General features: G+C 55.4%; 22 protein-coding genes. 17 read left to right on the top strand and 5 right to left on the bottom strand.

Translation table 11 applies throughout. The features are described from left to right. Positions 1 to 2: 2 nt before the first annotated feature. Genes pxpB through nei form a run of 7 tightly spaced genes read left to right on the top strand, consistent with a single transcriptional unit; the run spans position 3 to position 5560 of the window. Positions 3 to 659, top strand: coding sequence for a 5-oxoprolinase subunit PxpB (gene pxpB / locus ACMYSL_RS20255; RefSeq protein ID WP_434659747.1), 657 nt, complete (start codon positions 3 to 5; stop codon positions 657 to 659). Then, a complete protein-coding gene (gene pxpC / locus ACMYSL_RS20250; protein WP_434659746.1) occupies positions 653 to 1585 on the top strand; it encodes a 5-oxoprolinase subunit PxpC in 933 nt (310 codons plus the stop codon). The genes pxpB and pxpC overlap by 7 nt, the downstream gene beginning before the upstream one ends. Beyond that, positions 1575 to 2321: a 5-oxoprolinase subunit PxpA gene (pxpA, locus tag ACMYSL_RS20245; protein ID WP_304257065.1), complete on the top strand. Its 747-nt coding sequence runs from the start codon at positions 1575 to 1577 to the stop codon at positions 2319 to 2321. Before pxpC ends, pxpA begins: the two co-directional genes overlap by 11 nt. A gap of 59 nt (positions 2322 to 2380) precedes the next feature. Then, on the top strand, positions 2381 to 3106 hold the full coding sequence (locus ACMYSL_RS20240) for a DUF969 domain-containing protein (RefSeq protein ID WP_112214482.1): 726 nt from the start codon (positions 2381 to 2383) through the stop codon (positions 3104 to 3106). Next, positions 3103 to 4098: a DUF979 domain-containing protein gene (locus ACMYSL_RS20235; protein ID WP_142512013.1), complete on the top strand. Its 996-nt coding sequence runs from the start codon at positions 3103 to 3105 to the stop codon at positions 4096 to 4098. The genes ACMYSL_RS20240 and ACMYSL_RS20235 overlap by 4 nt, the downstream gene beginning before the upstream one ends. 9 nt (positions 4099 to 4107) lie before the next feature. Next, on the top strand, positions 4108 to 4752 hold the full coding sequence (pcp, locus tag ACMYSL_RS20230) for a pyroglutamyl-peptidase I (RefSeq protein ID WP_434659745.1): 645 nt from the start codon (positions 4108 to 4110) through the stop codon (positions 4750 to 4752). A gap of 16 nt (positions 4753 to 4768) precedes the next feature. Next, positions 4769 to 5560, top strand: coding sequence for an endonuclease VIII (nei, locus tag ACMYSL_RS20225; RefSeq protein WP_112214479.1), 792 nt, complete (start codon positions 4769 to 4771; stop codon positions 5558 to 5560). Between the two features lie 126 nt (positions 5561 to 5686). Here nei and gltA read toward each other — a convergent pair whose 3' ends face one another. Both gltA and ACMYSL_RS20215 read right to left on the bottom strand, forming a co-directional pair. Next, a complete protein-coding gene (gltA, locus tag ACMYSL_RS20220; RefSeq protein ID WP_110277311.1) occupies positions 5687 to 6970 on the bottom strand; it encodes a citrate synthase in 1284 nt (427 codons plus the stop codon). Positions 6971 to 7181: 211 nt separating this feature from the next. Next, positions 7182 to 7286, bottom strand: coding sequence for a hypothetical protein (locus tag ACMYSL_RS20215; protein ID WP_420915780.1), 105 nt, complete (start codon positions 7284 to 7286; stop codon positions 7182 to 7184). Between the two features lie 322 nt (positions 7287 to 7608). Here ACMYSL_RS20215 and sdhC point away from each other — a divergent pair, with 322 nt between their 5' ends. From sdhC to sucD, 8 genes are all read left to right on the top strand, one after another. Beyond that, positions 7609 to 8013, top strand: a complete 405-nt coding sequence (gene sdhC / locus ACMYSL_RS20210) for a succinate dehydrogenase cytochrome b556 subunit (RefSeq protein ID WP_004130523.1) — start codon at positions 7609 to 7611, stop codon at positions 8011 to 8013. After that, complete coding sequence (gene sdhD, locus ACMYSL_RS20205; RefSeq protein WP_041144632.1) at positions 8007 to 8354, top strand: succinate dehydrogenase membrane anchor subunit; 348 nt, start codon at positions 8007 to 8009, stop codon at positions 8352 to 8354. The genes sdhC and sdhD overlap by 7 nt, the downstream gene beginning before the upstream one ends. After that, on the top strand, positions 8354 to 10120 hold the full coding sequence (gene sdhA, locus ACMYSL_RS20200) for a succinate dehydrogenase flavoprotein subunit (protein WP_110277309.1): 1767 nt from the start codon (positions 8354 to 8356) through the stop codon (positions 10118 to 10120). Before sdhD ends, sdhA begins: the two co-directional genes overlap by 1 nt. A 15-nt stretch (positions 10121 to 10135) precedes the next feature. After that, complete coding sequence (sdhB, locus tag ACMYSL_RS20195) at positions 10136 to 10852, top strand: succinate dehydrogenase iron-sulfur subunit SdhB (RefSeq protein WP_110277308.1); 717 nt, start codon at positions 10136 to 10138, stop codon at positions 10850 to 10852. 354 nt (positions 10853 to 11206) lie between these two features. After that, the gene (sucA, locus tag ACMYSL_RS20190; RefSeq protein WP_110277307.1) at positions 11207 to 14014 is read left to right on the top strand and encodes a 2-oxoglutarate dehydrogenase E1 component; all 2808 of its coding nucleotides are present in this window, start codon (positions 11207 to 11209) and stop codon (positions 14012 to 14014) included. 14 nt (positions 14015 to 14028) lie between these two features. Then, complete coding sequence (gene odhB, locus ACMYSL_RS20185) at positions 14029 to 15258, top strand: 2-oxoglutarate dehydrogenase complex dihydrolipoyllysine-residue succinyltransferase (RefSeq protein ID WP_182237246.1); 1230 nt, start codon at positions 14029 to 14031, stop codon at positions 15256 to 15258. 104 nt (positions 15259 to 15362) lie between these two features. Continuing rightward, entirely contained in the window at positions 15363 to 16529 is a 1167-nt protein-coding gene (sucC, locus tag ACMYSL_RS20180) for an ADP-forming succinate--CoA ligase subunit beta (protein WP_110277305.1), read from the top strand. Beyond that, positions 16529 to 17398 carry a succinate--CoA ligase subunit alpha gene (gene sucD / locus ACMYSL_RS20175; protein ID WP_110277304.1) on the top strand — a complete coding sequence of 290 codons (870 nt, stop codon included), beginning with the start codon at positions 16529 to 16531 and terminating at the stop codon, positions 17396 to 17398. The genes sucC and sucD overlap by 1 nt, the downstream gene beginning before the upstream one ends. Before the next feature lie 84 nt (positions 17399 to 17482). Here the strand turns inward: sucD and ACMYSL_RS20170 are convergent, their stop codons facing one another. Further along, positions 17483 to 18199: a GntR family transcriptional regulator gene (locus tag ACMYSL_RS20170; protein ID WP_434659744.1), complete on the bottom strand. Its 717-nt coding sequence runs from the start codon at positions 18197 to 18199 to the stop codon at positions 17483 to 17485. Positions 18200 to 18381: 182 nt separating this feature from the next. On the opposite strand from ACMYSL_RS20170, the gene mngA reads away from it, so the two are divergent. Next, positions 18382 to 20298 (top strand): PTS 2-O-a-mannosyl-D-glycerate transporter subunit IIABC, encoded by a 1917-nt coding sequence (gene mngA, locus ACMYSL_RS20165; RefSeq protein WP_434664177.1) that lies wholly within the window; start codon positions 18382 to 18384, stop codon positions 20296 to 20298. A gap of 24 nt (positions 20299 to 20322) precedes the next feature. Then, positions 20323 to 22956: a mannosylglycerate hydrolase gene (gene mngB / locus ACMYSL_RS20160; protein ID WP_434659743.1), complete on the top strand. Its 2634-nt coding sequence runs from the start codon at positions 20323 to 20325 to the stop codon at positions 22954 to 22956. 54 nt (positions 22957 to 23010) lie between these two features. Here the strand turns inward: mngB and ACMYSL_RS20155 are convergent, their stop codons facing one another. Beyond that, positions 23011 to 23664 (bottom strand): aspartate/glutamate racemase family protein, encoded by a 654-nt coding sequence (locus ACMYSL_RS20155; protein WP_434659742.1) that lies wholly within the window; start codon positions 23662 to 23664, stop codon positions 23011 to 23013. After that, positions 23661 to 24080 carry a GlcG/HbpS family heme-binding protein gene (locus ACMYSL_RS20150; RefSeq protein ID WP_434664174.1) on the bottom strand — a complete coding sequence of 140 codons (420 nt, stop codon included), beginning with the start codon at positions 24078 to 24080 and terminating at the stop codon, positions 23661 to 23663. The genes ACMYSL_RS20155 and ACMYSL_RS20150 overlap by 4 nt, the downstream gene beginning before the upstream one ends.

The following is a 24080-nucleotide window of genomic DNA, read 5'->3' as shown; positions in this document are numbered from 1 at the left end:
AAGTGCAGCGAGCGCGTTGTTATTTGTTAGGTGAAACGGCAGTCGTACTGGAGCTTGAACCTCCGGTGACACTGGAGAGTCAGAAACGGATCTGGCGTTTAGCCCAGCGGCTGATTGGTCATACCGAGGTGGTGGAAGCCGTTCCGGGCATGAACAACATTACCGTGATATTGCGTAACCCCCAGCGAACGGCGTGGGATGCGATTGAGCGTTTGCAGCTCTGGTGGGAGGAGTGCGACACGCTTGAGCCGCAATCGCGGGAGATTTCGGTTCCGGTGGTTTACGGCGGCGAAGGGGGGCCGGATCTGGGAGAGGTGGCTCGCCACAGCGGCCTGAGTGAAAAGCAGGTGGTTGAACTGCACTCGTCGGTGGAGTACATGGTGTGGTTCCTCGGCTTCCAGCCGGGCTTCCCGTACTTTGGCGGCTTGCCGGAGCAGCTGGCCATGCCGCGCCGGGCGGAGCCGCGTCTGCTGGTACCCGCTGGTTCTGTCGGTATCGGCGGGGCGCAAACCGGGATCTACCCGCTGGCTACGCCGGGCGGCTGGCAGCTTCTGGGCCATACGCCGCTGGCGCTGTTTGATCCGAAGCGCAAGGAACCGGTACTGCTGCGTTCCGGTGACCGGGTGCGTTTCGTGCCGCAAAAGGAGGGCGTATGTTGAAGATTATCCGTGCCGGGATGTATACCTCGGTACAGGACGGCGGGCGTGAAGGGTTACGCCAGCTGGGTATCAGCCGCTGCGGCGCGATGGATAAACCGGCGCTGGTTATCGCCAATCTGCTGGTCGGTAATGGGGCCAACGCCGCAGCGCTGGAAATCACCCTGGGCCAGGTGGACATTCAGTTTGCCCGCGATGCCTGGTTTGCATTGACTGGTGCCGCCTGTGAAGCGACGCTGGATGGTCAACCGGTCTGGCTGGGCTGGCGCGTGGCAGCAAAAGCGGGTCAACGATTGGTACTCAAAACGCCGCGGATCGGCATTCGCAGCTATCTGGCGGTGGCGGGAGGGATTGCGGTACCGAAAGTCCTCGGCTCGCGCAGTACCGATTTGAAAGTGGGAATTGGCGGCCTTGAGGGGCGACGATTGCAGGACGGTGACCAGCTAAAACTGGGGAAATCGACGAAGCAGTTCAGCACACCGCGTGGCGTAAAACAGTTGCCTGTGGGTAACTGGATCCGTGCTTTGCCGGGTCCGGAGTACCATGAGTTTGATAGCGCGTCGCAGCAAGCTTTCTGGCGCTCGCCGTGGCAGCTTAGCCCGCAGAGCAACCGGATGGGCTATCGCCTGCAAGGGCAGCCTTTGGTGCGTACCACCAATCGGGAGATGTTTTCCCACGGCCTGCTGCCCGGCGTGGTGCAGGTTCCGCATAACGGCCAGCCTATCGTGCTGATGAACGATGCGCAGACTACCGGCGGCTATCCGCGCATTGCCAGCATTATCGAAGCCGATATGTATCAGCTGGCGCAAATACCGCTCGGCCAACCGATTCACTTTGTCCCCTGTACGCTGGAAGAGGCGCTGAAAGCCCGCGCCGATCAGCAGCGTTATCTGGAGCAACTGGCGTGGAGACTGAACGATGAAAATTGATTTGAATGCCGACCTCGGCGAAGGCTGTGGTAACGACAGCGCGTTATTACAACTGGTCTCGTCCGCCAATATCGCCTGCGGCTTCCACGCAGGGGATGCCGTGATAATGCATAAGTGTGTCCGGGAAGCGCTAAAGTACGGCGTTGCCGTGGGCGCGCATCCCAGCTTTCCTGACCGGGAGAATTTTGGCCGCACGGCCATGCAGCTGCCGCCGGAGACGGTTTATGCGCAGACGCTGTATCAGGTTGGTGCGCTGGCGGCGATGGTTCGTGCGGAAGGTGGCACGCTCCAGCACGTCAAACCTCACGGTATGCTCTACAACCAGGCGGCAAAAGACCCGCAGCTGGCGGACGCTATCGCCAGAGCTGTCCGCGATCTCGATTCGGCGCTGGTGCTGGTGGGGCTGGCGGGCAGTGAACTGATCCGCGCCGGGCAGCACTATCGCCTGACCACGCGGCAGGAAGTTTTTGCCGATCGCGGCTACCAGGCTGATGGCAACCTGGTACCGCGCACGCAGCCGGGAGCGCTTATCGATAGCGAAGAGCAGGCGCTGGCGCAGACCCTGGAAATGGTCCAACACAATCGGGTACGCAGCGTTACCGGAGAGTGGGCGCATGTGATGGCAGAAACCGTCTGTTTACATGGAGATGGGGAACATGCATTAGTTTTTGCGCGCCGCTTGCGTGCGGCGTTTGCCGGGCGCAATATACAGGTCAGCGCTGAAATAGAAGAATAAAAACAATATTATCAGTTAGTTAACAACAAACAACAATTCACAACATACAGGATGTTACTATGGGAGAGTCAGTATCCCTCTGGCCGTTGATCGGTATTGCCGCGATCGTGGTCGGATTCGTTTTGCGTTTTAACCCGGTGCTGGTGGTGATTATCTCCGGCATCGTCACCGGTCTGGCGGCCCATATGCCGGTTGCCACCATTCTTGAAAAGCTGGGTGAAGGGTTCCTTAATACCCGCAACCTACCGCTTATCCTGCTGTTGCCGCTGGCGGTTATTGGCCTGTTGGAGCGGCACGGCCTGAAAGAACGTGCGCAGGCGTGGATCGCGAAGATCCAAAGCGCTACGTCTGGTCGTCTGCTGATCGTCTACTTGTTTATCCGTGAAGTGACCGCCGCGCTCGGGTTGACCAGCCTGGGTGGTCATCCCCAAATGGTGCGCCCGCTGCTGGCGCCGATGGCGGAGGGGGCTGCAGAGAAAGTCCACGGGCCGCTGCCCGGCGCAATTCGCTATCGTTTACGCGCCATGTCGGCCGCGACCGATAACGTCGGCTTATTTTTCGGTGAGGATATTTTCGTCGCCTTCGGTGCGATTATCTTTATGCATAACTTCATGCTGGAGTCGGGCGGTATTCAGACCGAACCGCTGCATATCGCTCTGTGGGGGATCCCGACGGCGGTCTGCGCCTTCTTGATTCACTCCGCGCGCCTGTGGCGGCTGGATCATCAGATACAGCGTGAACTGAAGAAGATCAATGCTGGCCGGACTGAAGGCGGTGCGGCATGAACTTCCAACAAAACTATCTCTACTGGCTTGCGGGCGTCATTTTGCTGATTGTGGCGGTGATGTCATGGCGGGATAAAGCGAATCCGCGCCGTCTGACTACCGGTTTGTTCTGGGGTCTGTACGGTGTTGTATTCCTGTTTGGTGACTGGACATACCAACTGTTCGGCGATAAACGCACCGTTAATATTGCCGTTGGCTGCGTGGTCGTGGTGCTGGCGCTGATTGCCGGTTTTGGCGGCGTGAAGCTGGGAAAATATCATCAACGTTCGCCTGAAGAGCGTACTGAGAGCGCGACCCGCCTCGGTAACCGGCTGTTCTATCCGGCACTGGCGATTCCGGTGGTGACGGTCGTCGGTGTTTTATTGTTTAACAATCTGCCGTCGTTACAAGTGATGGTATTTGGCGCGGGTAACCACTCTACGCTGATTACTCTCTTCTCAATGACGCTCGGAACGTTGATCGGTCTGGCGATGGCTATTCGAATGACCCATGAAACGGCAGCGCAACCGTTACAGGAAGCGCGTCGTCTGCTGGATTCGGTCGGTTGGGCGTTTATTTTACCGCAGATCCTCGCGGTTCTCGGGCTGCTGTTTACCGCTGCGGGCGTTGGCAATAGCATCTCCTGGCTGACGCAGAACTATCTGGCGGTAGACAGCCGGTTTATCGCCGTTGCCGTCTATACCATAGGCATGGCGCTGCTGACGATGATCATGGGTAACGCCTTTGCCGCGTTCCCCATTATTACCGCAGGGGTCGGCATTCCCATTCTGGTGCTTCAGCATGGCGGTAACCCGGCGGTGATGGCGGCGATTGGTATGTTTTCTGGCTATTGCGGCACCCTGATGACGCCAATGGCGGCCAACTTTAATATCGTTCCGGCAGCGTTACTGGATCTGCCGGATAAAAATGCGGTCATTAAGGCGCAGATACCGACTGGCGTACTGCTGCTTACCGTTAACGTCTTTTTGCTCTATTTCCTGATGTTCCTGTAAGGAGGGATCATGGCTGGCGTATTGATTACCGGTTTCGAGCCGTTTGGCGGCGAGGCGGTTAACCCTTCGTGGGAAGTGGTAAAGCAACTGGATGGCGTTATCATTGCCGGACAGCCTGTGGTGGCGCGGCAGCTGCCGTGCGTTTTTGGCGAAGCCCTCACGGTATTAAATGCCGCGCTGGATGAGCTGGATCCCGTCTTGACCCTTGCCATTGGGCAGGCGGGAGGACGCGTCGATATTACCGTCGAACGGGTGGCGATTAACGTCGATGATGCGCGGATCCCGGACAATAAAGGTTTGCAGCCGATCGACGTGCCGATTGTTGCCGATGGTCCGGCGGCCTACTTCAGCTCGTTGCCGATCAAAGCGATCGTTTCCGCGCTGCGTGGTCGGGGGATCCCTGCATCGGTGTCGCAAACGGCGGGAACCTTTGTCTGCAACCATGTGATGTACGGTCTGCTGCATGGACTGCGTGCAAAGGCAGGCGCAAAGGGCGGCTTTATCCATATTCCCTATCTGCCGGAGCAGGCTGCGGCCCATCCTGGTGAAGCGAGTATGGCGGTAGAAACGGTGCGTGTAGCGCTGGAAACGGCTATCGCTGCCGCCCTGCAACAGGGCGATGACGTTAAAATCGGTGGCGGCGCCACGCACTAAACAGAAGGACATGATTATGCCGGAAGGCCCGGAAATCCGCCGCGCGGCGGATAGCCTGGAGGCGGCGATCAAAGGCGAACCCCTCACGCGAGCGTGGTTCGCCTTTCCGCAATTACAATCTTATCAATCTCAACTGGTCGGTCAGCAGGTCACGCGCATTGAAACTCGCGGTAAGGCGCTGTTGACTCATTTCTCCGGTGGGCTGACGCTTTATAGCCATAATCAGCTGTACGGCGTCTGGCGGGTGGTCGAGGCTGAGTCTCAGCCAGAGACGACCCGCATTCTGCGCGTCAGGCTACAGACGGCGCACAAGGCCATTTTGCTCTATAGCGCCTCCGATATTGAGATGCTGACCCCGGAACAGCTCGCTCAGCATCCGTTTTTGCTGCGGGTGGGGCCGGATGTGCTTGATATGACCCTCACTGTTGAACAGGTCAAAGAGCGGCTTCTATCGACGAAATTTCGCAACCGTCAATTCTCCGGGCTGCTGCTGGATCAAGCGTTTCTTGCGGGATTGGGGAATTATCTGCGCGTTGAGATCCTTTGGCAGGTGGGATTAACCGGGCGTCATAAAGCCTCTGAGCTGGATGACAAACAGCTTGATGCGCTGGCCCACGCGCTGCTCGATATCCCGCGTTTGTCTTACAACACGCGCGGTCTGGTGGATGAAAATAAACATCACGGTGCGCTGTTTCGTTTTAAGGTTTTCCATCGTGAAGGGGAAGCCTGCGAGCGCTGCGGCGGGATTATCGAGAGAACGATGCTATCGTCGCGACCGTTTTACTGGTGCCCGGGGTGTCAGCACTAGCTATATGCCTGTTTTCGTAGGCCCGGTAAGGCGCTAGCCGCCACCGGGCAATTCCAGCCAGGTGAAATTTGTCAGCCATAAAAAAACGCGCCGTCAGGCGCGTTTCTTATCTTCGCAATATCAGGTTTAGTATTTGATATCGTTTTTGAAATCGCGTTTTTCGTAGCCGGTGTACAGCTGACGTGGACGGGCGATTTTCATGCCATCGGTGTGCATTTCGTTCCAGTGTGCAATCCAGCCCACGGTACGCGCCATCGCGAAGATAACGGTAAACATGGAAGATGGGATGCCCATCGCTTTCAGAATGATACCGGAGTAGAAATCGACGTTCGGGTAAAGTTTCTTCTCGATGAAGTACGGGTCGTTGAGCGCAATGTGCTCAAGCTCCATTGCCACTTCCAGCAGATCGTCTTTGGTACCCAGCTCTTTCAGCACTTCATGGCAGGTTTCACGCATCACGGTGGCGCGCGGGTCATAGTTTTTATAAACACGGTGACCAAAGCCCATCAGGCGGAAAGAGTCATTTTTGTCTTTCGCACGACGCACAAATTCCGGAATGTGTTTAACCGAGCTGATCTCTTCCAGCATTTTCAGCGCTGCTTCGTTGGCGCCGCCGTGTGCCGGTCCCCACAGGGAAGCAATACCCGCAGCGATACAGGCGAATGGGTTCGCGCCAGAAGAGCCTGCGGTACGCACGGTGGATGTTGAGGCGTTCTGTTCGTGATCGGCATGCAGGATCAGGATACGGTCCATGGCGCGTTCCAGTATCGGGTTCACTTCATACTTTTCACACGGCGTGGAGAACATCATATTCAGGAAGTTACCCGCGTAGGAGAGGTCATTGCGCGGATAAACGAAAGGCTGGCCGATTGAATACTTGTAACACATCGCCGCCATAGTCGGCATTTTGGAAAGCAGGCGGAATGCGGCGATATCGCGGTGGCGTGGGTTATTCACATCCAGCGAATCGTGATAAAACGCAGCCAACGCACCGGTGATACCGCACATCACGGCCATCGGGTGAGAGTCGCGACGGAATGCGTGGAACAGACGAGTGATCTGCTCGTGAATCATGGTGTGGCGGGTAACGATAGTTTTGAATTCGTCGTACTGAGCCTGGGTCGGTTTTTCGCCGTTCAGCAGGATGTAGCACACTTCCAGGTAGTTGGAATCGGTCGCTAACTGATCGATCGGGAAACCGCGGTGCAGCAGGATACCTTCATCACCGTCGATAAAGGTGATTTTAGATTCACATGATGCGGTTGAGGTGAAACCAGGGTCAAAAGTAAATACGCCTTTTGAACCAAGACTACGAATATCAATAACATCCTGACCGAGAGTGCCTTTTAGCACATCCAGTTCAATAGCAGTATCACCACCCAGGGTGATTTTTGCTTTAGCATCAGACATTTATGGTCTCCTTAGCGCCTTTATTGCTTAAGGCTGCCGGGTGGTGGATTTGCATTCGGCCCGTAGCGGATGACGTTACCAGTTTGTTATGTTGCACATCGCTCTGCGTCGCGAAAAGGGCAGGGTACAGAGCAAGGGCGCTTGATGGTAAGTCTTCAGTCTACGTTGAAACAACAGCAAATCAGCGTTTTAGCAGCCCGAATTTTATAAACTATATACCACTAATAACTGTCCTGATTACATCGGTCAATACTCTCTCACTGTTACATAACTTATTCGCAGGTAAAAGAGTGACCCCATAACTTTTGCCTATCATCGCATTTATCTGGTAATGGTTGTAACAATAATGTTTAATATTTGTCAAATCAGATGATTAAATTTTAAAAATATGTTGTTATCGTGACATTGATCACTGTTCGGGAGAAAACCCGACAAACTATATGTAGGTTAATTGTAATGATTTTGTGAACGGCCTATACTGCCGCCAGGTCTCCGGAACACCCTGCAATCCCGAGCCACCCAGCGTTATTTTGTCAGATTTGAACTCTTGAAAAGGGGTTTTAATATGACTTCAGGTTATAGATAAGGACGCTGTCTGACCCGCAAGCAGACCGGAGGAAGGAAACAATAAGAACAGCATGTGGGCGTTATTCATGGTAAGAAATGTGAAAAAACAAAGACCTGTCAATCTGGATCTACAAACGATCCGGTTCCCAATCACGGCGATAGCGTCCATTCTCCATCGCGTATCCGGAGTGATCACTTTTGTGGCGGTCGGGATTCTGCTTTGGTTGTTGGGCACCAGCCTTTCCTCTCCCGAAGGTTTCCTCACGGCGGCATCCATCATGGATAGCTTCTTTGTGAAGTTCATCATGTGGGGCATTTTAACCGCGCTGGCTTATCACGCAGTGGTGGGTATTCGCCACCTACTGATGGATTTTGGCTATCTTGAAGAAACCCTCGAAGTAGGGACACGCTCCGCCAAGATTTCTTTTGTTATTACTGTCGTGCTTTCACTTCTCGCAGGAGTACTCGTATGGTAAGCAACGCCTCAGCACTAGGACGCAACGGCGTACATGACTTTATTCTGGTCCGTGCTACCGCCATCGTCCTCACCCTATACATCATCTATATGGTCGGCTTCTTTGCCACCACTGGTGAAATTTCATGGGAAGTCTGGACGGGCTTTTTCTCCTCCGCGTTCACTAAAGTCTTCACCCTGCTGGCTCTCGTCTCCATTCTGATCCACGCCTGGATCGGTATGTGGCAGGTGTTAACGGACTACGTTAAACCACTGGCTGTACGTTTGGTTCTGCAACTGCTTATCGTGGTTGCGCTGGTGGCTTACGTTCTTTATGGATTTGTTGTGGTGTGGGGTGTGTAATGAAATTGCCTGTCAGAGAATTTGATGCAGTTGTGATTGGTGCCGGTGGCGCAGGTATGCGCGCGGCGCTGCAAATTTCCCAGAGCGGCCAGACCTGTGCGCTGCTCTCCAAAGTTTTCCCGACCCGTTCCCATACCGTTTCCGCACAGGGTGGCATCACCGTGGCGCTCGGTAATACCCATGAAGATAACTGGGAATGGCACATGTACGACACCGTAAAAGGGTCGGACTATATTGGTGACCAGGACGCCATTGAATATATGTGCAAAACCGGTCCGGAAGCGATTCTTGAACTGGATCATATGGGCCTGCCGTTCTCTCGTCTCGACGATGGCACCATCTATCAACGTCCGTTTGGCGGCCAGTCGAAAAACTTCGGCGGTGAGCAGGCGGCACGTACCGCAGCGGCAGCTGACCGTACTGGTCACGCCTTGCTGCACACGCTGTATCAGCAGAACCTGAAAAACCACACCACTATCTTCTCTGAGTGGTATGCGCTGGATCTGGTGAAAAACGCCGATGGAGCAGTGGTCGGTTGTACCGCCCTGTGTATCGAAACCGGTGAAGTAGTCTACTTCAAAGCCCGCGCCACCGTGTTGGCGACCGGCGGCGCAGGCCGTATTTACCAGTCCACCACCAACGCGCATATCAATACCGGTGACGGCGTTGGTATGGCTATCCGCGCCGGTGTGCCGGTGCAGGATATGGAGATGTGGCAGTTCCACCCAACCGGTATCGCCGGGGCAGGGGTTCTGGTCACCGAAGGCTGCCGTGGTGAAGGCGGATACCTGCTGAATAAACACGGCGAGCGCTTTATGGAGCGCTATGCCCCGAATGCGAAAGACCTGGCGGGTCGTGACGTGGTGGCGCGTTCCATCATGATCGAAATCCGCGAAGGCCGCGGCTGCGACGGTCCGTGGGGCCCGCACGCGAAGCTGAAACTCGACCATCTGGGTAAAGAAGTTCTCGAATCCCGTCTGCCGGGTATCCTTGAGCTCTCCCGTACCTTCGCCCACGTTGACCCGGTGAAAGAGCCGATTCCGGTCATTCCAACCTGCCACTACATGATGGGCGGTATTCCGACCCGCGTAAGCGGCCAGGCGCTGACCGTGAACGAGCAGGGTGAAGACGTGGTGATTCCGGGGCTGTTCGCGGTGGGTGAAATCGCCTGCGTATCGGTCCACGGCGCTAACCGTCTGGGCGGCAACTCGCTGCTTGACCTGGTGGTCTTTGGCCGCGCGGTCGGTCTGCATCTGCAAGAATCTATTGCTGAGCAGGGCGAACTTCGCGATGCAACAGAAGAAGAGATTGATGCTTCTCTGGAGCGCCTGAACCGCTGGAATGGCAACCGCAACGGTGAAGACCCGGTCGAAATCCGCAAAGCGCTGCAAGAATGTATGCAGCACAACTTCTCGGTATTCCGCGAAGGTGATGCGATGGCGAAAGGTCTTGAGCAACTGAAAGCTATCCGCGAGCGTCTGAAAAATGCCCGTCTGGATGACACTTCCAGCGAGTTCAACACCCAGCGCGTTGAGTGCCTGGAGCTGGATAACCTGATGGAAACCGCTTACGCCACTGCGGTATCTGCAAACTTCCGTACTGAAAGCCGTGGCGCGCATAGCCGCTTCGACTATCCGGATCGTGATGATGCGAACTGGCTGTGTCATTCCCTGTATCTGCCAGAATCGGAATCCATGACGCGACGTCAAGTCAATATGGAACCGAAACTGCGTCCGGCATTCCCGCCGAAGATTCGTACTTATTAATGCGGAGACAGGAATATGAAACTCGAGTTTTCAGTTTATCGTTATAACCCGGACGTAGACGATGCTCCGCATATGCAGGATTACACCCTGGAAGCGGAAGAAGGTCGCGACATGATGCTGCTCGATGCGCTGATGCAGCTGAAAGAAAAAGATCCGTCGTTGTCGTTCCGTCGTTCCTGCCGTGAAGGGGTTTGTGGCTCCGACGGCCTGAACATGAACGGCAAAAATGGTCTGGCCTGTATCACGCCGATCTCCGCGCTGAATAAGCCAGGTAAGAAAATTGTTATCCGTCCGCTACCAGGGTTGCCAGTTATTCGCGATTTGGTTGTAGACATGGGGCAATTCTATGCACAATATGAGAAGATTAAGCCTTACTTGTTGAATAATGGGCAAAATCCTCCGGCTCGCGAGCATCTGCAGATGCCAGAGCAGCGTGAGAAACTTGATGGTTTGTACGAGTGTATTCTCTGCGCATGTTGTTCGACGTCTTGCCCGTCGTTCTGGTGGAACCCTGACAAGTTTGTCGGCCCGGCCGGTCTGCTGGCGGCGTATCGCTTCTTGATTGACAGCCGCGATACCGAAACCGACAGCCGTCTTGAAGGGTTGAGCGATGCTTTCAGCGTATTCCGCTGTCACAGCATTATGAACTGCGTCAGTGTTTGTCCTAAGGGTCTGAACCCGACGCGCGCCATCGGCCACATCAAGTCGATGCTATTGCAGCGCAGTGCATAAGTAGTCAGAGGGGAGCGCTGTTCCCCTCACCCTAACCCTCTCCCAATGGGAGAGGGGACAGATAGCAGGAAATCTTTAAAAACCGCCAAATATGTACCAGTAATCAAGGCGTTCAGAGCGAGGTAAGGCGGCAACTGAACGTATCCCCGGGAGCATAGTGAACTATGTGACCGGGGTAAGTGAAGGCAGCTAACGCAACCGCAGCCTGAACGCCGAAGATTAATGGCAGTTTTTAAAGGTTCCTTAGCGGAAGAAACCACAACTCCTCCGCAAAAAGTGAACCCCGGCACGTACAACTTCTGTGCGTGGTAGTTTCTACGGCGAAATAAGCATATAAATGCTTAAGGGATCACGATGCAGAACGGCGCAATGAAAGCCTGGCTGGACTCTTCTTACCTCTCTGGTTCTAACCAGAGCTGGATAGAACAGCTCTATGAAGACTTCTTAACCGATCCTGACTCTGTTGACGCCAACTGGCGTTCTATGTTCCAGCAGTTACCTGGCACCGGAGTCAAACCGGATCAATTTCATTCCAAAACGCGTGATTATTTCCGCCGCCTGGCGAAGGATGCCTCACGTTACACTTCTTCGATTTCCGACCCTGACACCAATGTGAAGCAGGTTAAAGTCCTGCAGCTCATCAACGCATACCGCTTCCGTGGTCACCAGCATGCGAATCTCGATCCGCTGGGGCTGTGGCAGCAAGAGAGAGTGGCGGATCTTGATCCGGCTTACCACGATCTGACCGAGGCCGATTTCCAGGAAATCTATAACGTAGGTTCTTTTGCCATCGGTAAAGATACGATGAAGCTGGGCGATCTGGTTTCCGCCCTCAAGCAAACCTACTGCGGCTCCATCGGCGCGGAATACATGCACATTACCTCTACCGAAGAAAAACGCTGGATCCAGCAGCGCATTGAGTCGGTAGCTGGCAAAGCGAGCTTTAGCGCAGAAGAGAAAAAACGCTTCCTGAGCGAGCTGACCGCAGCGGAAGGCCTGGAGCGCTACCTCGGGGCGAAATTCCCTGGCGCAAAACGTTTCTCGCTGGAAGGTGGCGATGCATTAATCCCAATGCTCAAAGAGATTATCCGCCACGCGGGTAAGAGCGGCACCCGCGAAGTGGTGCTGGGTATGGCGCACCGTGGTCGTCTGAACGTACTGGTCAACGTGCTGGGTAAAAAACCACAGGACCTGTTCGACGAGTTCGCTGGCAAACATAAAGAACACCTCGGCACCGGCGACGTGAAGTACCACATGGGCTTCTCTTCCGATATGGAAACCGAAGGCGGTCTGGTGCACCTGGCGTTGGCGTTTAACCCATCGCACCTGGAAATCGTCAGCCCGGTAGTTATTGGTTCCGTACGCGCTCGCCTCGACCGTCTGGACGAGCCGAGCAGCAACAAAGTTCTGCCGATTACCATTCACGGTGACGCCGCAGTCACCGGGCAGGGCGTGGTTCAGGAAACCCTGAACATGTCCAAAGCGCGCGGCTATGAAGTGGGCGGTACCGTCCGCATCGTTATTAACAACCAGGTGGGCTTCACCACTTCCAACCCACTGGATGCGCGTTCTACCCCGTACTGCACCGATATCGGTAAAATGGTGCAATCGCCGATTTTCCACGTTAATGCGGATGACCCGGAAGCTGTCGCTTTCGTTACCCGACTGGCGCTGGATTTCCGCAACACCTTCAAGCGCGATGTCTTTATCGACCTGTTCTGCTATCGCCGTCATGGCCATAACGAAGCCGATGAGCCGAGCGCAACTCAGCCGTTGATGTATCAGAAAATCAAAAAGCATCCGACCCCGCGCAAAATCTATGCTGACAAGCTGGAAGCCGATAAAGTCGCGACGCTGGAAGACGCTACCGAGCAGGTTAACCTCTACCGCGACGCGCTGGATGCTGGCGAATGCGTGGTGCAGGAGTGGCGTCCGATGAACATGCACTCCTTTACCTGGTCCCCGTACCTCAACCACGAGTGGGATGAGAGCTACCCGGACAAAGTTGAGCCTAAGCGTCTGCAGGAGCTGGCTAAGCGCATCAGCACCGTGCCGGAAGGCATTGAGATGCAGTCCCGCGTGGCGAAGATTTACGGCGATCGCCAGTCAATGGCCGCCGGTGAGAAGCTGTTCGACTGGGGCGGCGCGGAAAACCTCGCCTACGCCACCATGGTTGATGAAGGAATTTCCGTGCGCTTGTCGGGTGAAGACTCCGGGCGCGGCACTTTCTTCCACCGCCATGCGGTGATCCATAACCAGAAAAATGGTTCGACTTATACGCCGCTGCAGCACGTTCACAACGGTCAGGGTCACTTCAAGGTTTGGGACTCCGTCCTGTCTGAAGAAGCCGTTCTGGCGTTTGAATACGGTTATGCCACCGCTGAGCCGCGCACCCTGACCATCTGGGAAGCGCAGTTTGGTGACTTCGCCAACGGCGCGCAGGTAGTTATCGACCAGTTCATTAGCTCCGGTGAGCAGAAATGGGGCCGTATGTGCGGCCTGGTGATGCTGCTGCCGCACGGCTACGAAGGCCAGGGTCCGGAGCACTCCTCCGCGCGTCTGGAACGTTATCTGCAGCTTTGCGCTGAGCAAAATATGCAAGTCTGCGTGCCTTCAACTCCGGCGCAGGTTTACCATATGCTGCGTCGTCAGGCGCTGCGCGGTATGCGTCGTCCGCTGATCGTAATGTCACCGAAATCTCTGCTGCGTCACCCACTGGCGGTGTCGAGCATGGACGAACTGGCGAACGGCACCTTCCAACCGGCTATCGGAGAAATCGACGACCTCGACCCGAAAGCGGTGAAGCGCGTTGTGCTGTGCTCTGGTAAGGTTTACTACGACCTGCTGGAACAGCGCCGCAAGAACGACCAAAAAGATGTTGCTATCGTTCGCGTAGAGCAGCTCTATCCGTTCCCGCATCAGGCGGTACAGGAAGCGCTGAAACCTTATGCGCACGTGCATGAATTTGTCTGGTGCCAGGAAGAACCGCTCAACCAGGGTGCGTGGTACTGCAGCCAGCATCACTTCCGCGAAGTGATTCCGTTTGGGGCTTCTCTGCGTTATGCAGGCCGCCCGGCCTCCGCCTCTCCGGCGGTAGGATACTTGTCCGTTCACCAGAAACAGCAACAAGATCTGGTCAATGACGCGCTGAACGTCGATTAATTAAAGGATACATAATGAGTAGCGTAGATATTCTGGTTCCCGATCTGCCTGAGTCCGTAGCTGACGCGACGGTTGCGACCTGGCATAAAAAACCGGGCGATAGCGTCCAGCGTGATGAAGTGCTGGTAGAAATCGAAACTGACAAAGTGGTACTGGAAGTACCGGCATCAGCGGACGGCATTCTGGAAGCAGTGCTGGAAGATGAAGGCGCCACCGTGCTGTCTCGTCAGATCCTCGGTCGCCTGCGTGAAGGCAACAGCGCGGGCAAAGAGTCCGGCGAGAAAGCCGACGCCAAAGAGTCTACCCCGGCTCAGCGTCAGCAAGCGTCTCTGGAAGAACAAAGCAACGACGCGCTGAGCCCGGCGATTCGTCGCCTGCTGGCTGAACACAACCTCGACGCGGCGGCCATTAAAGGCACCGGCGTTGGCGGCCGCCTGACCCGTGAAGATGTTGAGAAACATCTGGCAAGCGCTCCGGCTAAAGCGGAAGCGAAAGCCCCGGCAGCAGCCACCACCGCAGCGGCTCCGGCAGCACAACTGGGCCATCGCTCTGAAAAACGTGTGCCGATGACCCGTCTACGCAAACGCGTTGCTGAGCGTCTGCTGGAAGCGAAGAACTCTACCGCCATGCTGACGACCTTCAACGAAGTCAACATGAAGCCGATTATGGATCTGCGTAAGCAGTACGGCGACGCGTTTGAAAAACGTCACGGTATCCGCCTGGGCTTCATGTCCTTCTACGTGAAGGCGGTCGTTGAAGCGCTGAAACGCTATCCGGAAGTGAACGCTTCCATTGATGGCGATGACGTGGTTTACCACAACTATTTCGATGTCAGCATGGCGGTCTCCACGCCGCGCGGCCTGGTGACCCCGGTCCTGCGCGATGTCGACCTGCTGGGCATGGCGGACATCGAGAAGAATATTAAAGAGTTGGCACTGAAAGGCCGCGACGGCAAGCTGACCGTAGATGACCTGATCGGCGGTAATTTCACTATTACCAACGGCGGCGTATTCGGTTCTCTGATGTCCACGCCAATCATCAACCCACCGCAGAGCGCTATTTTGGGTATGCATGCCATTAAAGACCGTCCGATGGCGGTCAATGGTAAGGTAGAAATTCTGCCGATGATGTACCTGGCGCTCTCCTACGACCACCGTCTGATCGACGGACGTGAATCGGTAGGCTTCCTGGTGGCGATTAAAGATCTGCTGGAAGACCCGACTCGTCTGCTGCTGGACGTGTAGTAGTCCCAATGGCCCGGTGCCCAGGCCCGGGCCAATAAAAACATCATCAGCCTGCAGTTTTGTCGGCTACATGATAACGATTACCTGAAGGATGGACTGAACACATGAACTTACATGAATATCAGGCAAAACAACTCTTTGCCCGCTATGGCTTACCGGCGCCGGTGGGTTATGCCTGTACTACTCCGCGTGAAGCAGAAGAAGCCGCTTCAAAAATCGGCGCGGGTCCGTGGGTAGTGAAATGTCAGGTTCACGCTGGTGGCCGCGGCAAAGCGGGCGGTGTGAAAGTGGTTAACAGCAAAGAAGACATTCGCGCCTTTGCTGAACATTGGCTGGGCAAACGCCTGGTGACCTACCAGACAGATGCCAACGGCCAGCCGGTTAACCAGATCCTGGTTGAAGCGGCGACCGATATCGCTAAAGAACTGTACCTTGGCGCTGTGGTTGACCGTAGCTCCCGTCGCGTGGTCTTTATGGCCTCTACCGAAGGCGGCGTGGAAATCGAAAAAGTGGCGGAAGAGACCCCGCACCTGATCCACAAAATTGCTATCGATCCGCTGGCGGGCCCGATGCCTTACCAGGGTCGTGAGCTGGCGTTCAAACTGGGTCTGGAAGGTAAGCAGGTTCAGCAGTTCACCAAAATCTTTATGGGCCTGGCGACCATTTTCCTTGAGCGTGACCTGGCGCTGATCGAAATCAACCCGCTGGTTATCACTAAGCAAGGCGACCTGATCTGCCTCGACGGCAAACTGGGCGCTGACGGCAACGCGCTGTTCCGCCAGCCTGATCTGCGCGAAATGCGCGACCAGTCTCAGGAAGACCCGCGCGAAGCGCAGGCAGCACAGTGGGAACTGAACTACGTCGCGCTGGACGGCAACATCGGCTGTATGGTTAACGGCGCAGGCCTGGCGATGGGTACCATGGACATCGTTAAGCTGCACGGCGGCGAACCAGCTAACTTCCTCGACGTTGGCGGTGGTGCGACCAAAGAGCGCGTGACCGAAGCGTTCAAAATCATCCTCTCTGATGACAACGTGAAAGCGGTTCTGGTTAACATCTTCGGCGGTATCGTTCGTTGTGACCTGATTGCTGACGGTATCATCGGCGCGGTTGCCGAAGTGGGCGTTAACGTCCCGGTGGTTGTTCGTCTGGAAGGTAACAACGCCGAACTGGGCGCGAAAAAACTGGCTGACAGCGGCCTGAATATTATTGCAGCGAAAAGTCTGACGGATGCAGCTCAGCAGGTTGTTGCCGCAGTGGAGGGGAAATAATGTCCGTTTTAATTAATAAAGATACCAAGGTTATCTGCCAGGGCTTCACCGGTAGCCAGGGGACTTTCCACTCTGAACAAGCGATTGCTTACGGTACCCAAATGGTTGGCGGCGTGACGCCAGGCAAAGGCGGCACTTCTCACCTGGGCCTGCCGGTGTTTAACACCGTGCGTGAAGCGGTAGACGCGACCGGCGCGACTGCATCGGTTATCTACGTTCCGGCTCCGTTCTGCAAAGACTCCATTCTGGAAGCGATCGATGCAGGCATCAAACTGATCATCACCATCACCGAAGGTATCCCGACGCTGGATATGCTGACCGTGAAGGTGAAACTTGATGAAGCGGGCGTGCGCATGATTGGCCCGAACTGCCCGGGTGTTATCACCCCAGGCGAATGCAAAATCGGCATCATGCCGGGCCACATTCACAAGCCGGGCAAAGTGGGCATCGTTTCCCGCTCTGGTACCCTGACTTACGAAGCGGTTAAGCAGACTACTGACTACGGTTTCGGCCAGTCCACCTGCGTGGGCATCGGCGGCGACCCGATCCCGGGCTCTAACTTTATCGATATCCTGAAGCTGTTCCAGGAAGATCCGCAGACCGAAGCGATCGTGATGATCGGTGAGATCGGCGGCAGCGCGGAAGAAGAAGCGGCTGCCTATATCAAAGATCACGTGACTAAACCGGTTGTTGGCTATATCGCAGGTGTGACCGCGCCGAAAGGCAAACGTATGGGTCACGCGGGCGCGATCATCGCGGGTGGTAAAGGGACGGCGGATGAGAAGTTCGCAGCTCTTGAAGCCGCAGGCGTGAAAACCGTTCGCAGCCTGGCCGATATCGGCGAAGCGCTGAAATCAGTCATTAAGTAATAAGTAAAAAAACAGCCCTGACTATCTGCATGGTCAAGGGCTGGTCCAGTTTCGACATGGTTGGCCATCTGATGATGGCCTTTTTTAACGGCGGCGTTTTGCCACCAGCGTAAATTTGTAGTCATCACTTTTGAAGGTATTGCGGCTGTATTCGAAGACGCGACCATCCAGCAGAAACCCGCGAGAAACTTTCTCCAATACCGGTTTTCCCTGCGTAATACCTAGCATCATTACCGTATCCTCATCCGGGATGACCGGGATCAGCTCCTGTTCGCTGCGATCGATAATCATCTTTTTGGTTTGCTCAATATAGTGATATTTAGAGTTTTCCATCACTTCCCATGTCAGATCGGGAAAGAGCGCGAGGGGCATCCATGTCTCTTCGAGGGTAACGGCTTTTTGTTTAATAAAGCGTACCCGCTTTACGTGCCAGACTTTATCCGCAGCCGTTAGCTGTAGCAGTTCGGCCAGCGTTTCCCCGGCGGGAATAACCTCAAAGACTTTGACTTCACTGTGGGTTTCAACCTGACGGTCGGCGAGCTTTTCATAAAAGCTGGTGAGCTGGTAAATGTCATAGTTGACCCGCTCCTCTTTAACATATGAGCCGCTGCCCTGAATACTTTCAATGATCCCTTGCTCGGTGAGCAGCTTCAGCGCTTGCCTGACGGTCACGCGGCTGACGTTAAAGGCCACCTGCAGCGCGGATTCAGTCGGCAGGGCATCCCCCGGCTTTAACTCGCCGCGCGTAACCTGCTGGCGCAGTTCATCGGCAATCTGGCGATACATCGGTTTTTTGTTCATTTCATTTCACTTTTGTATCAATCGGTTAATACCTTTAGGGGAATTATGCCGACATCTGCACAATAGTAAATAATACAATTTAAATACAAATTATCGTTATTTAGTGAAATTGATCACTTAAATGTATTATCTTGTCTGGCACAATCGTGGTACATAATAACGACAATCCTGTGAGGATCATGATGAACCTGACGACTCTGTCCCACCCTCGTGCGGTCTGTTTACATGCACGATTTACCGATCGCGATGACGCCATTCGCCAACTGGCGCAGCGCCTGGCTGAACTGGGAAAAATTACCGATGCACAAGCGTATCTGGACGAAGTTTTTCAGCGCGAATCGCTGGGACCCACCGCGCTTGGCGAGGGGCTGGCGGTGCCGCATGGCAAGTCGGCAGCGGTAAAAGAGGCGGCGTTTGCGGTGGCGACGCTGAGCGAACCGCTGGCATGGGAAGGGGTCGATGGCCCTGAACCGGTTGAGCTTATCTTCCTGCTGGCAATCCCGCCCGCAGAAGCAGGTTCCACCCATATCCAGATTCTGACAGAACTGACCACCCGCCTTGCGGATGACGATTTGCGTGGTCGCGTGATGGCGGCCAACAGCGCAGAGGAACTGCTGGCGGCGCTGGATTCTGAACCCGCGAAGGAAGGCAGTGTGGCAAACGCGAACGCGCCCACCATTGTCTGCGTTACCGCGTGTCCTGCGGGGATCGCGCATACCTATATGGCGGCGGAGTATCTGGAAAAGGCCGGACGTCAGATGGGCGTCAACGTGATCGTGGAAAAGCAGGGGGCTAACGGGATTGAAGGACGCATAACCGCCCAGCAGTTAAACGATGCGCGGGCGTGTATTTTTGCGGCGGAAGTGGCGATCAAAGAGAGCGAGCGCTTTAGCGGAATTCCGTCAATTTCCGTGCCTGTCGCCGAGCCTTTGCGTCACGCGAAAGCGCTTATAGACCGGGCGCTGGCGCTGGAACCGATGCAGGGTGAGAGAAAATCTCAGCCGCAGGCGGAGGTGAAAAAGAGCGTTAAAACCGAGCTAAAACAGGCGCTGCTGAGCGGTATCTCTTTTGCCGTGCCGCTGATTGTCGCCGGGGGGACAGTGCTGGCCGTGGCGGTGCTACTGGCGCAGATTTTTGGTTTGCAGCACCTGTTCGATCAGGAAAATTCGTGGCTATGGATGTATCGCAAACTCGGCGGCGGCCTGCTGGGGACGCTGATGGTGCCGGTGCTGGCGGCCTATACGGCGTATTCCCTGGCGGACAAACCGGCACTGGCTCCCGGCTTTGCCGCCGGGCTGGCGGCCAATATGATTGGCGCAGGATTTTTAGGTGCCGTAGCGGGGGGCCTGATTGCCGGCTATCTGATGCGCTGGGTGAAAAAACATATTCGCCTGAGCAACCGCTTTAACGGCTTTCTGACTTACTACCTCTATCCGGTTATCGGCACGCTGGGCGCAGGCAGCCTGATGCTGTTTGTGATTGGTGAGCCCGTCGCCTGGATCAACACCTCGCTGACGGCTTGGCTGAATGGGCTATCGGGCACCAACGCGCTGCTGCTCGGTATGATCCTGGGTTTTATGTGTTCATTTGACCTCGGTGGGCCGGTCAATAAAGCGGCGTATGCCTTCTGCCTGGGAGCGATGGCCAACGGCGTCTTCGGCCCTTACGCCATTTTCGCTTCGGTGAAAATGGTTTCCGCCTTCACCGTCACAGCTTCAACCATGCTGGCTCCGCATCTGTTTAAACAGTTTGAGATCGAGACCGGTAAATCCACCTGGTTGCTCGGTCTGGCGGGGATTACCGAAGGGGCGATTCCGATGGCGATTGAAGATCCGGTGCGCGTGATTGGCTCCTTCGTGCTGGGTTCGATGGCGACCGGGGCAATCGTTGGGGCTATGGGGATTGGGCTTTCCACCCCAGGCGCAGGCATTTTCTCTCTCTTTTTACTCCTGCCCGCAGACATGAGCGCGGTGATGGCCGCCGCGGGTTGGTTTGGCGCTGCGCTGCTTGGGACGGTCATCTCCACGGCGATTTTGCTGCTCTGGCGTCGCCAGGCGGTAAAACAGGGGAAATACGTCACCGATAGCGTGATGCCATAAGCACTTACTCAACAGGAAACGAAGATGAAAGCAGTATCTCGCGTTCACATTACGCCGCATATGCACTGGGACCGAGAGTGGTATTTCACCACCGAAGAGTCGCGCATTTTGCTGGTCAACAATATGGAAGAGATCCTCGCTCGCCTTGAGCAGGATGCTGAGTACAAATATTACGTACTGGATGGGCAAACGGCAGTGCTGGAGGATTATTTTGCCGTTAAGCCGGAAAACCGTGAGCGGGTGAAAGCGCTTGTGGAGGCCGGGAAGCTGATTATCGGGCCGTGGTATACGCAGACGGATACCAGCATTGTTTCCGGTGAGTCGATTGTTCGTAACCTGATGTACGGTATCCGTGACTGCATGGCTTTCGGTGAGCCGATGAAGATTGGTTATCTACCTGATTCATTTGGGATGTCCGCGCAGATGCCGCATATTTACAACGGTTTTGGTATCACTCGTACTATGTTCTGGCGCGGCTGCTCTGAGCGCCATGGCACTGACAAAACCGAGTTCCTATGGCAAAGCGCCGACGGCAGCGAGGTCACGACACAGGTGCTACCGCTGGGCTATGCGATTGGTAAGTACTTACCAGAGGATGAAGTCGGGCTGCGTAAGCGGCTCGATAGCTACTTCGAGGTGTTGGAAAACGCCTCGATCACCAAAGAGATTCTGCTGCCCAACGGGCACGACCAGATGCCGTTGCAGCAAAATATTTTTGCGGTGATGGATAAACTGCGTGAAATCTACCCGCAGCGGAAATTTGTCATGAGCCGTTTCGAAGAGGTGTTCGCCAGCATCGAAGCGCACCGCGAAGAGCTGGCTACGCTGCGTGGCGAGTTTATCGACGGCAAATATATGCGCGTGCATCGAACGATTGGCTCTACGCGAATGGACATCAAAATTGCCCATGCCCGCATTGAGAATAAGATAGTCAACCTGCTGGAACCGCTGGCGACGCTGGCCTGGACGTTAGGTTTTGAATATCACCACGGTCTGCTGGAAAAAATGTGGAAAGAGATCTTAAAAAACCACGCCCATGACAGCATCGGCTGCTGCTGTAGCGATAAAGTGCATCGCGAAATCGTTTCTCGCTTCGTACTGGCTGAAGATATGGCCGATAACCTGATTCGTTTCTACCTGCGCAAGATCACCGACAACATGGCGCACAGTGAAGAAGACAAACTGGTGATGTTCAACCTGATGCCGTGGCCGCGTGAAGAGGTGATCAACACCACCATCCGCCTTCGCGCCAGCCAGTTCCGCCTGTTAGATGGTAAGGGGAACGAAATTCCTTACTTTATTCGCGACGCGCGCGAGTTGGATCCGGGCCTTATTGATCGGCAAATCGTCCATTACGGCAACTACGAACCGTTTATGGAATTCGATATTCAGCTGAACCAGATTCTGCCTTCAATGGGCTACCGTACGCTGTATATCGAGCCGCACGTTGCGGGCCGTCAGGCGATACCCGCTGCGGCAACGCAAGCGCTGTTGGAAAATGCGTTCTGGCAGATCGATCTCAATAACGATGGAACGCTACAACTGCGGGATAAGGATTCAGGGATTATTTATCAGCGGGTTCTGGAAATCGAAGAAAGCGCCGACGACGGCGATGAATACGACTACTCCCCCTCACGGGAGGATTGGCGGCTCACTTCTGCGGGCGTCGCGTTTGAACATGAAGTTATCCGTGAGGGGTGGCAAAGCCGGGCGATAATTCGCTACCGGATGGCAGTGCCGGAGAATCTGGCCGCCCGTGCGGCGCGTCAGCGCAACGGCGAAGTTAGCATCGAAATTGAAATCACCTTAAGCCATAACAGTCGGCGGGTTGATGTGGATGTCCGTCTGGATAATCAGGCTGACGATCACCGCATTCGGGTATTGATCCCGACGCCGTTTAACGCCACCGAAGTGCTGACGGATACCCAGTTTGGCACAATAATGCGCCCCGTTCATGACGAGGCGATGGCCAACTGGCAGGAAGAGGGATGGAAAGAAGCGCCGGTACCCGTCTGGAATCTACTTAACTACGCCGCGTTGCAAGATGGGCGTAACGGCCTTGCGGTGTTTAGTGAAGGATTGCGCGAGTTCGAGGTGGTGGGCGAGGAGAAAAAAGCGTTTGCCCTGACGCTGCTGCGCGGGGTTGGTTTACTCGGTAAAGAGGATCTGTTATTGCGCCCCGGCAGGCCATCAGGCATCAAAATGCCGGTGCCTGACTCCCAGGTGCGCGGCGTGTTGCACGGGCGCTTCAGCCTGTTTAGCTATAGCGGGACGCCTCTGAACGTCGGACTGGCTCAGCAGGCGCGGGCCTGGCTGACGCCGATCCAGTGCTATAACAAAATCCCGTGGGATGCAATGAAGCTGAATAAGGCGGCGTTTACGACTCCCGACAGCTATAGCCTGTTGAGTATGTCGCCGGTTGGGTGCCAACTGAGCGTGCTGAAAAAAGCCGAGGACAGGGATGAAATCATCCTGCGTCTGTTCAATCCCTCTGATAGCGTCTGCTGCGATGCGGCGGTGTCGTTTAGTCATGGCATAACCCGTTGCCGTGAAACCGGTATGGATGAAGTACCGCGCACCGGGCAGGATGATACTCAGGGGATCAACGGTGCGTTTCAGCCAGGACAGTCGCGGACGTTTAGTCTGAAACTGGCCTGATTTGTACGATGGGTAAGCGCCAGCACAGTGGCTCTGGCGCTTACCCAGCCATTATCAGGATGACGCCAGCGCCTTCAGCCAGCGGATCCCGCTTTCCGGTGAGGTCATTACCGGTACCGGCGGGGCAGGGAGTTGCTGTAGCACCCGCGCCATCGAGGCCTGCGCCAGCATCACCACATCCGCTTGGGTAAACGCGCTCTTTAATCCTTCGCTGACGATACGGTCGTGGGTGTCCATATCGCCTGCCAGCAGCGCATGGAAGGCTTCTTCCATTAATATCGGTGTGATAGTGCGCTGCTGACCGCTTTCGTGGACTTTGCGCTGCACGTAATCCAGCGTCGGCTTCAGCGTGGTGGCGACGGTTGCCAGCACGGCAATACGCTCGCCTTTACTGATGGCCTCTTCCACCATCGCGCAATCAATACGCGCAAGCTGGAGCGGGGTCATAAACTGGCACTGTTCGACCGCTGTGCCAATTGAGGAGCAGGCGGTAATAAAGATGTCGCAATCCGCTTTTTCGGCGATATGCACATAGTCGGCGATGCGGGCGGCAATATTTGGCGTCACGCCTCCGGCCTTCATCACCTGTTTAATCATCGACTCTTCGACCAGGTGCATCACCTCGACTTCCGGCATGATGTCGGCAATTAGCTGCTGCATCATGGCGAGGGTGGCGGCACTGGTGTGTAGCATAGCGACTTTTTTCATTGGACAATCTCCTTAAGCAAATTTTCCGCGACGGCTATTGCCGCATCATGATCTTCCTGTGCTGACAGGCCGCCGACCGCGACGGCGCCCAGGCATTTACCGTCATGCAGAATTGGAACTCCGCCGGGCAGGGCGGTAAAACGCGGGTCGGCAAAATAACCAATATCTAACTGTTCTTTTTGCAGGCGCTGCAAAAATGCCTGGGTGGTGCAGCCTAAGCGGCTGCTGGTGCGCGCTTTGCGCTGGGTCAGCTCAATGGTTAACAGTTTGGCGCTATCCATGCGGGCAAAGCTCAGTAACTCCCCGCTGGCATCGCACACCGCGACGCTTAGCGGGCGATTTGCGTAACGATTTTCGGCGAGGGTGAGCGCACTCTCCACGGCACGTATTGCTTGCTGTAAGGTCAGAGTAGTCAT

The sequence above is a fragment of the Klebsiella sp. MISC125 genome, assembly GCF_051131775.1.
In the GTDB taxonomy this organism is placed as follows: domain Bacteria; phylum Pseudomonadota; class Gammaproteobacteria; order Enterobacterales; family Enterobacteriaceae; genus Klebsiella.
Note: the sequence above shows the minus strand (reverse complement) of the source record. Positions and strands in the feature narration are given on the sequence as shown.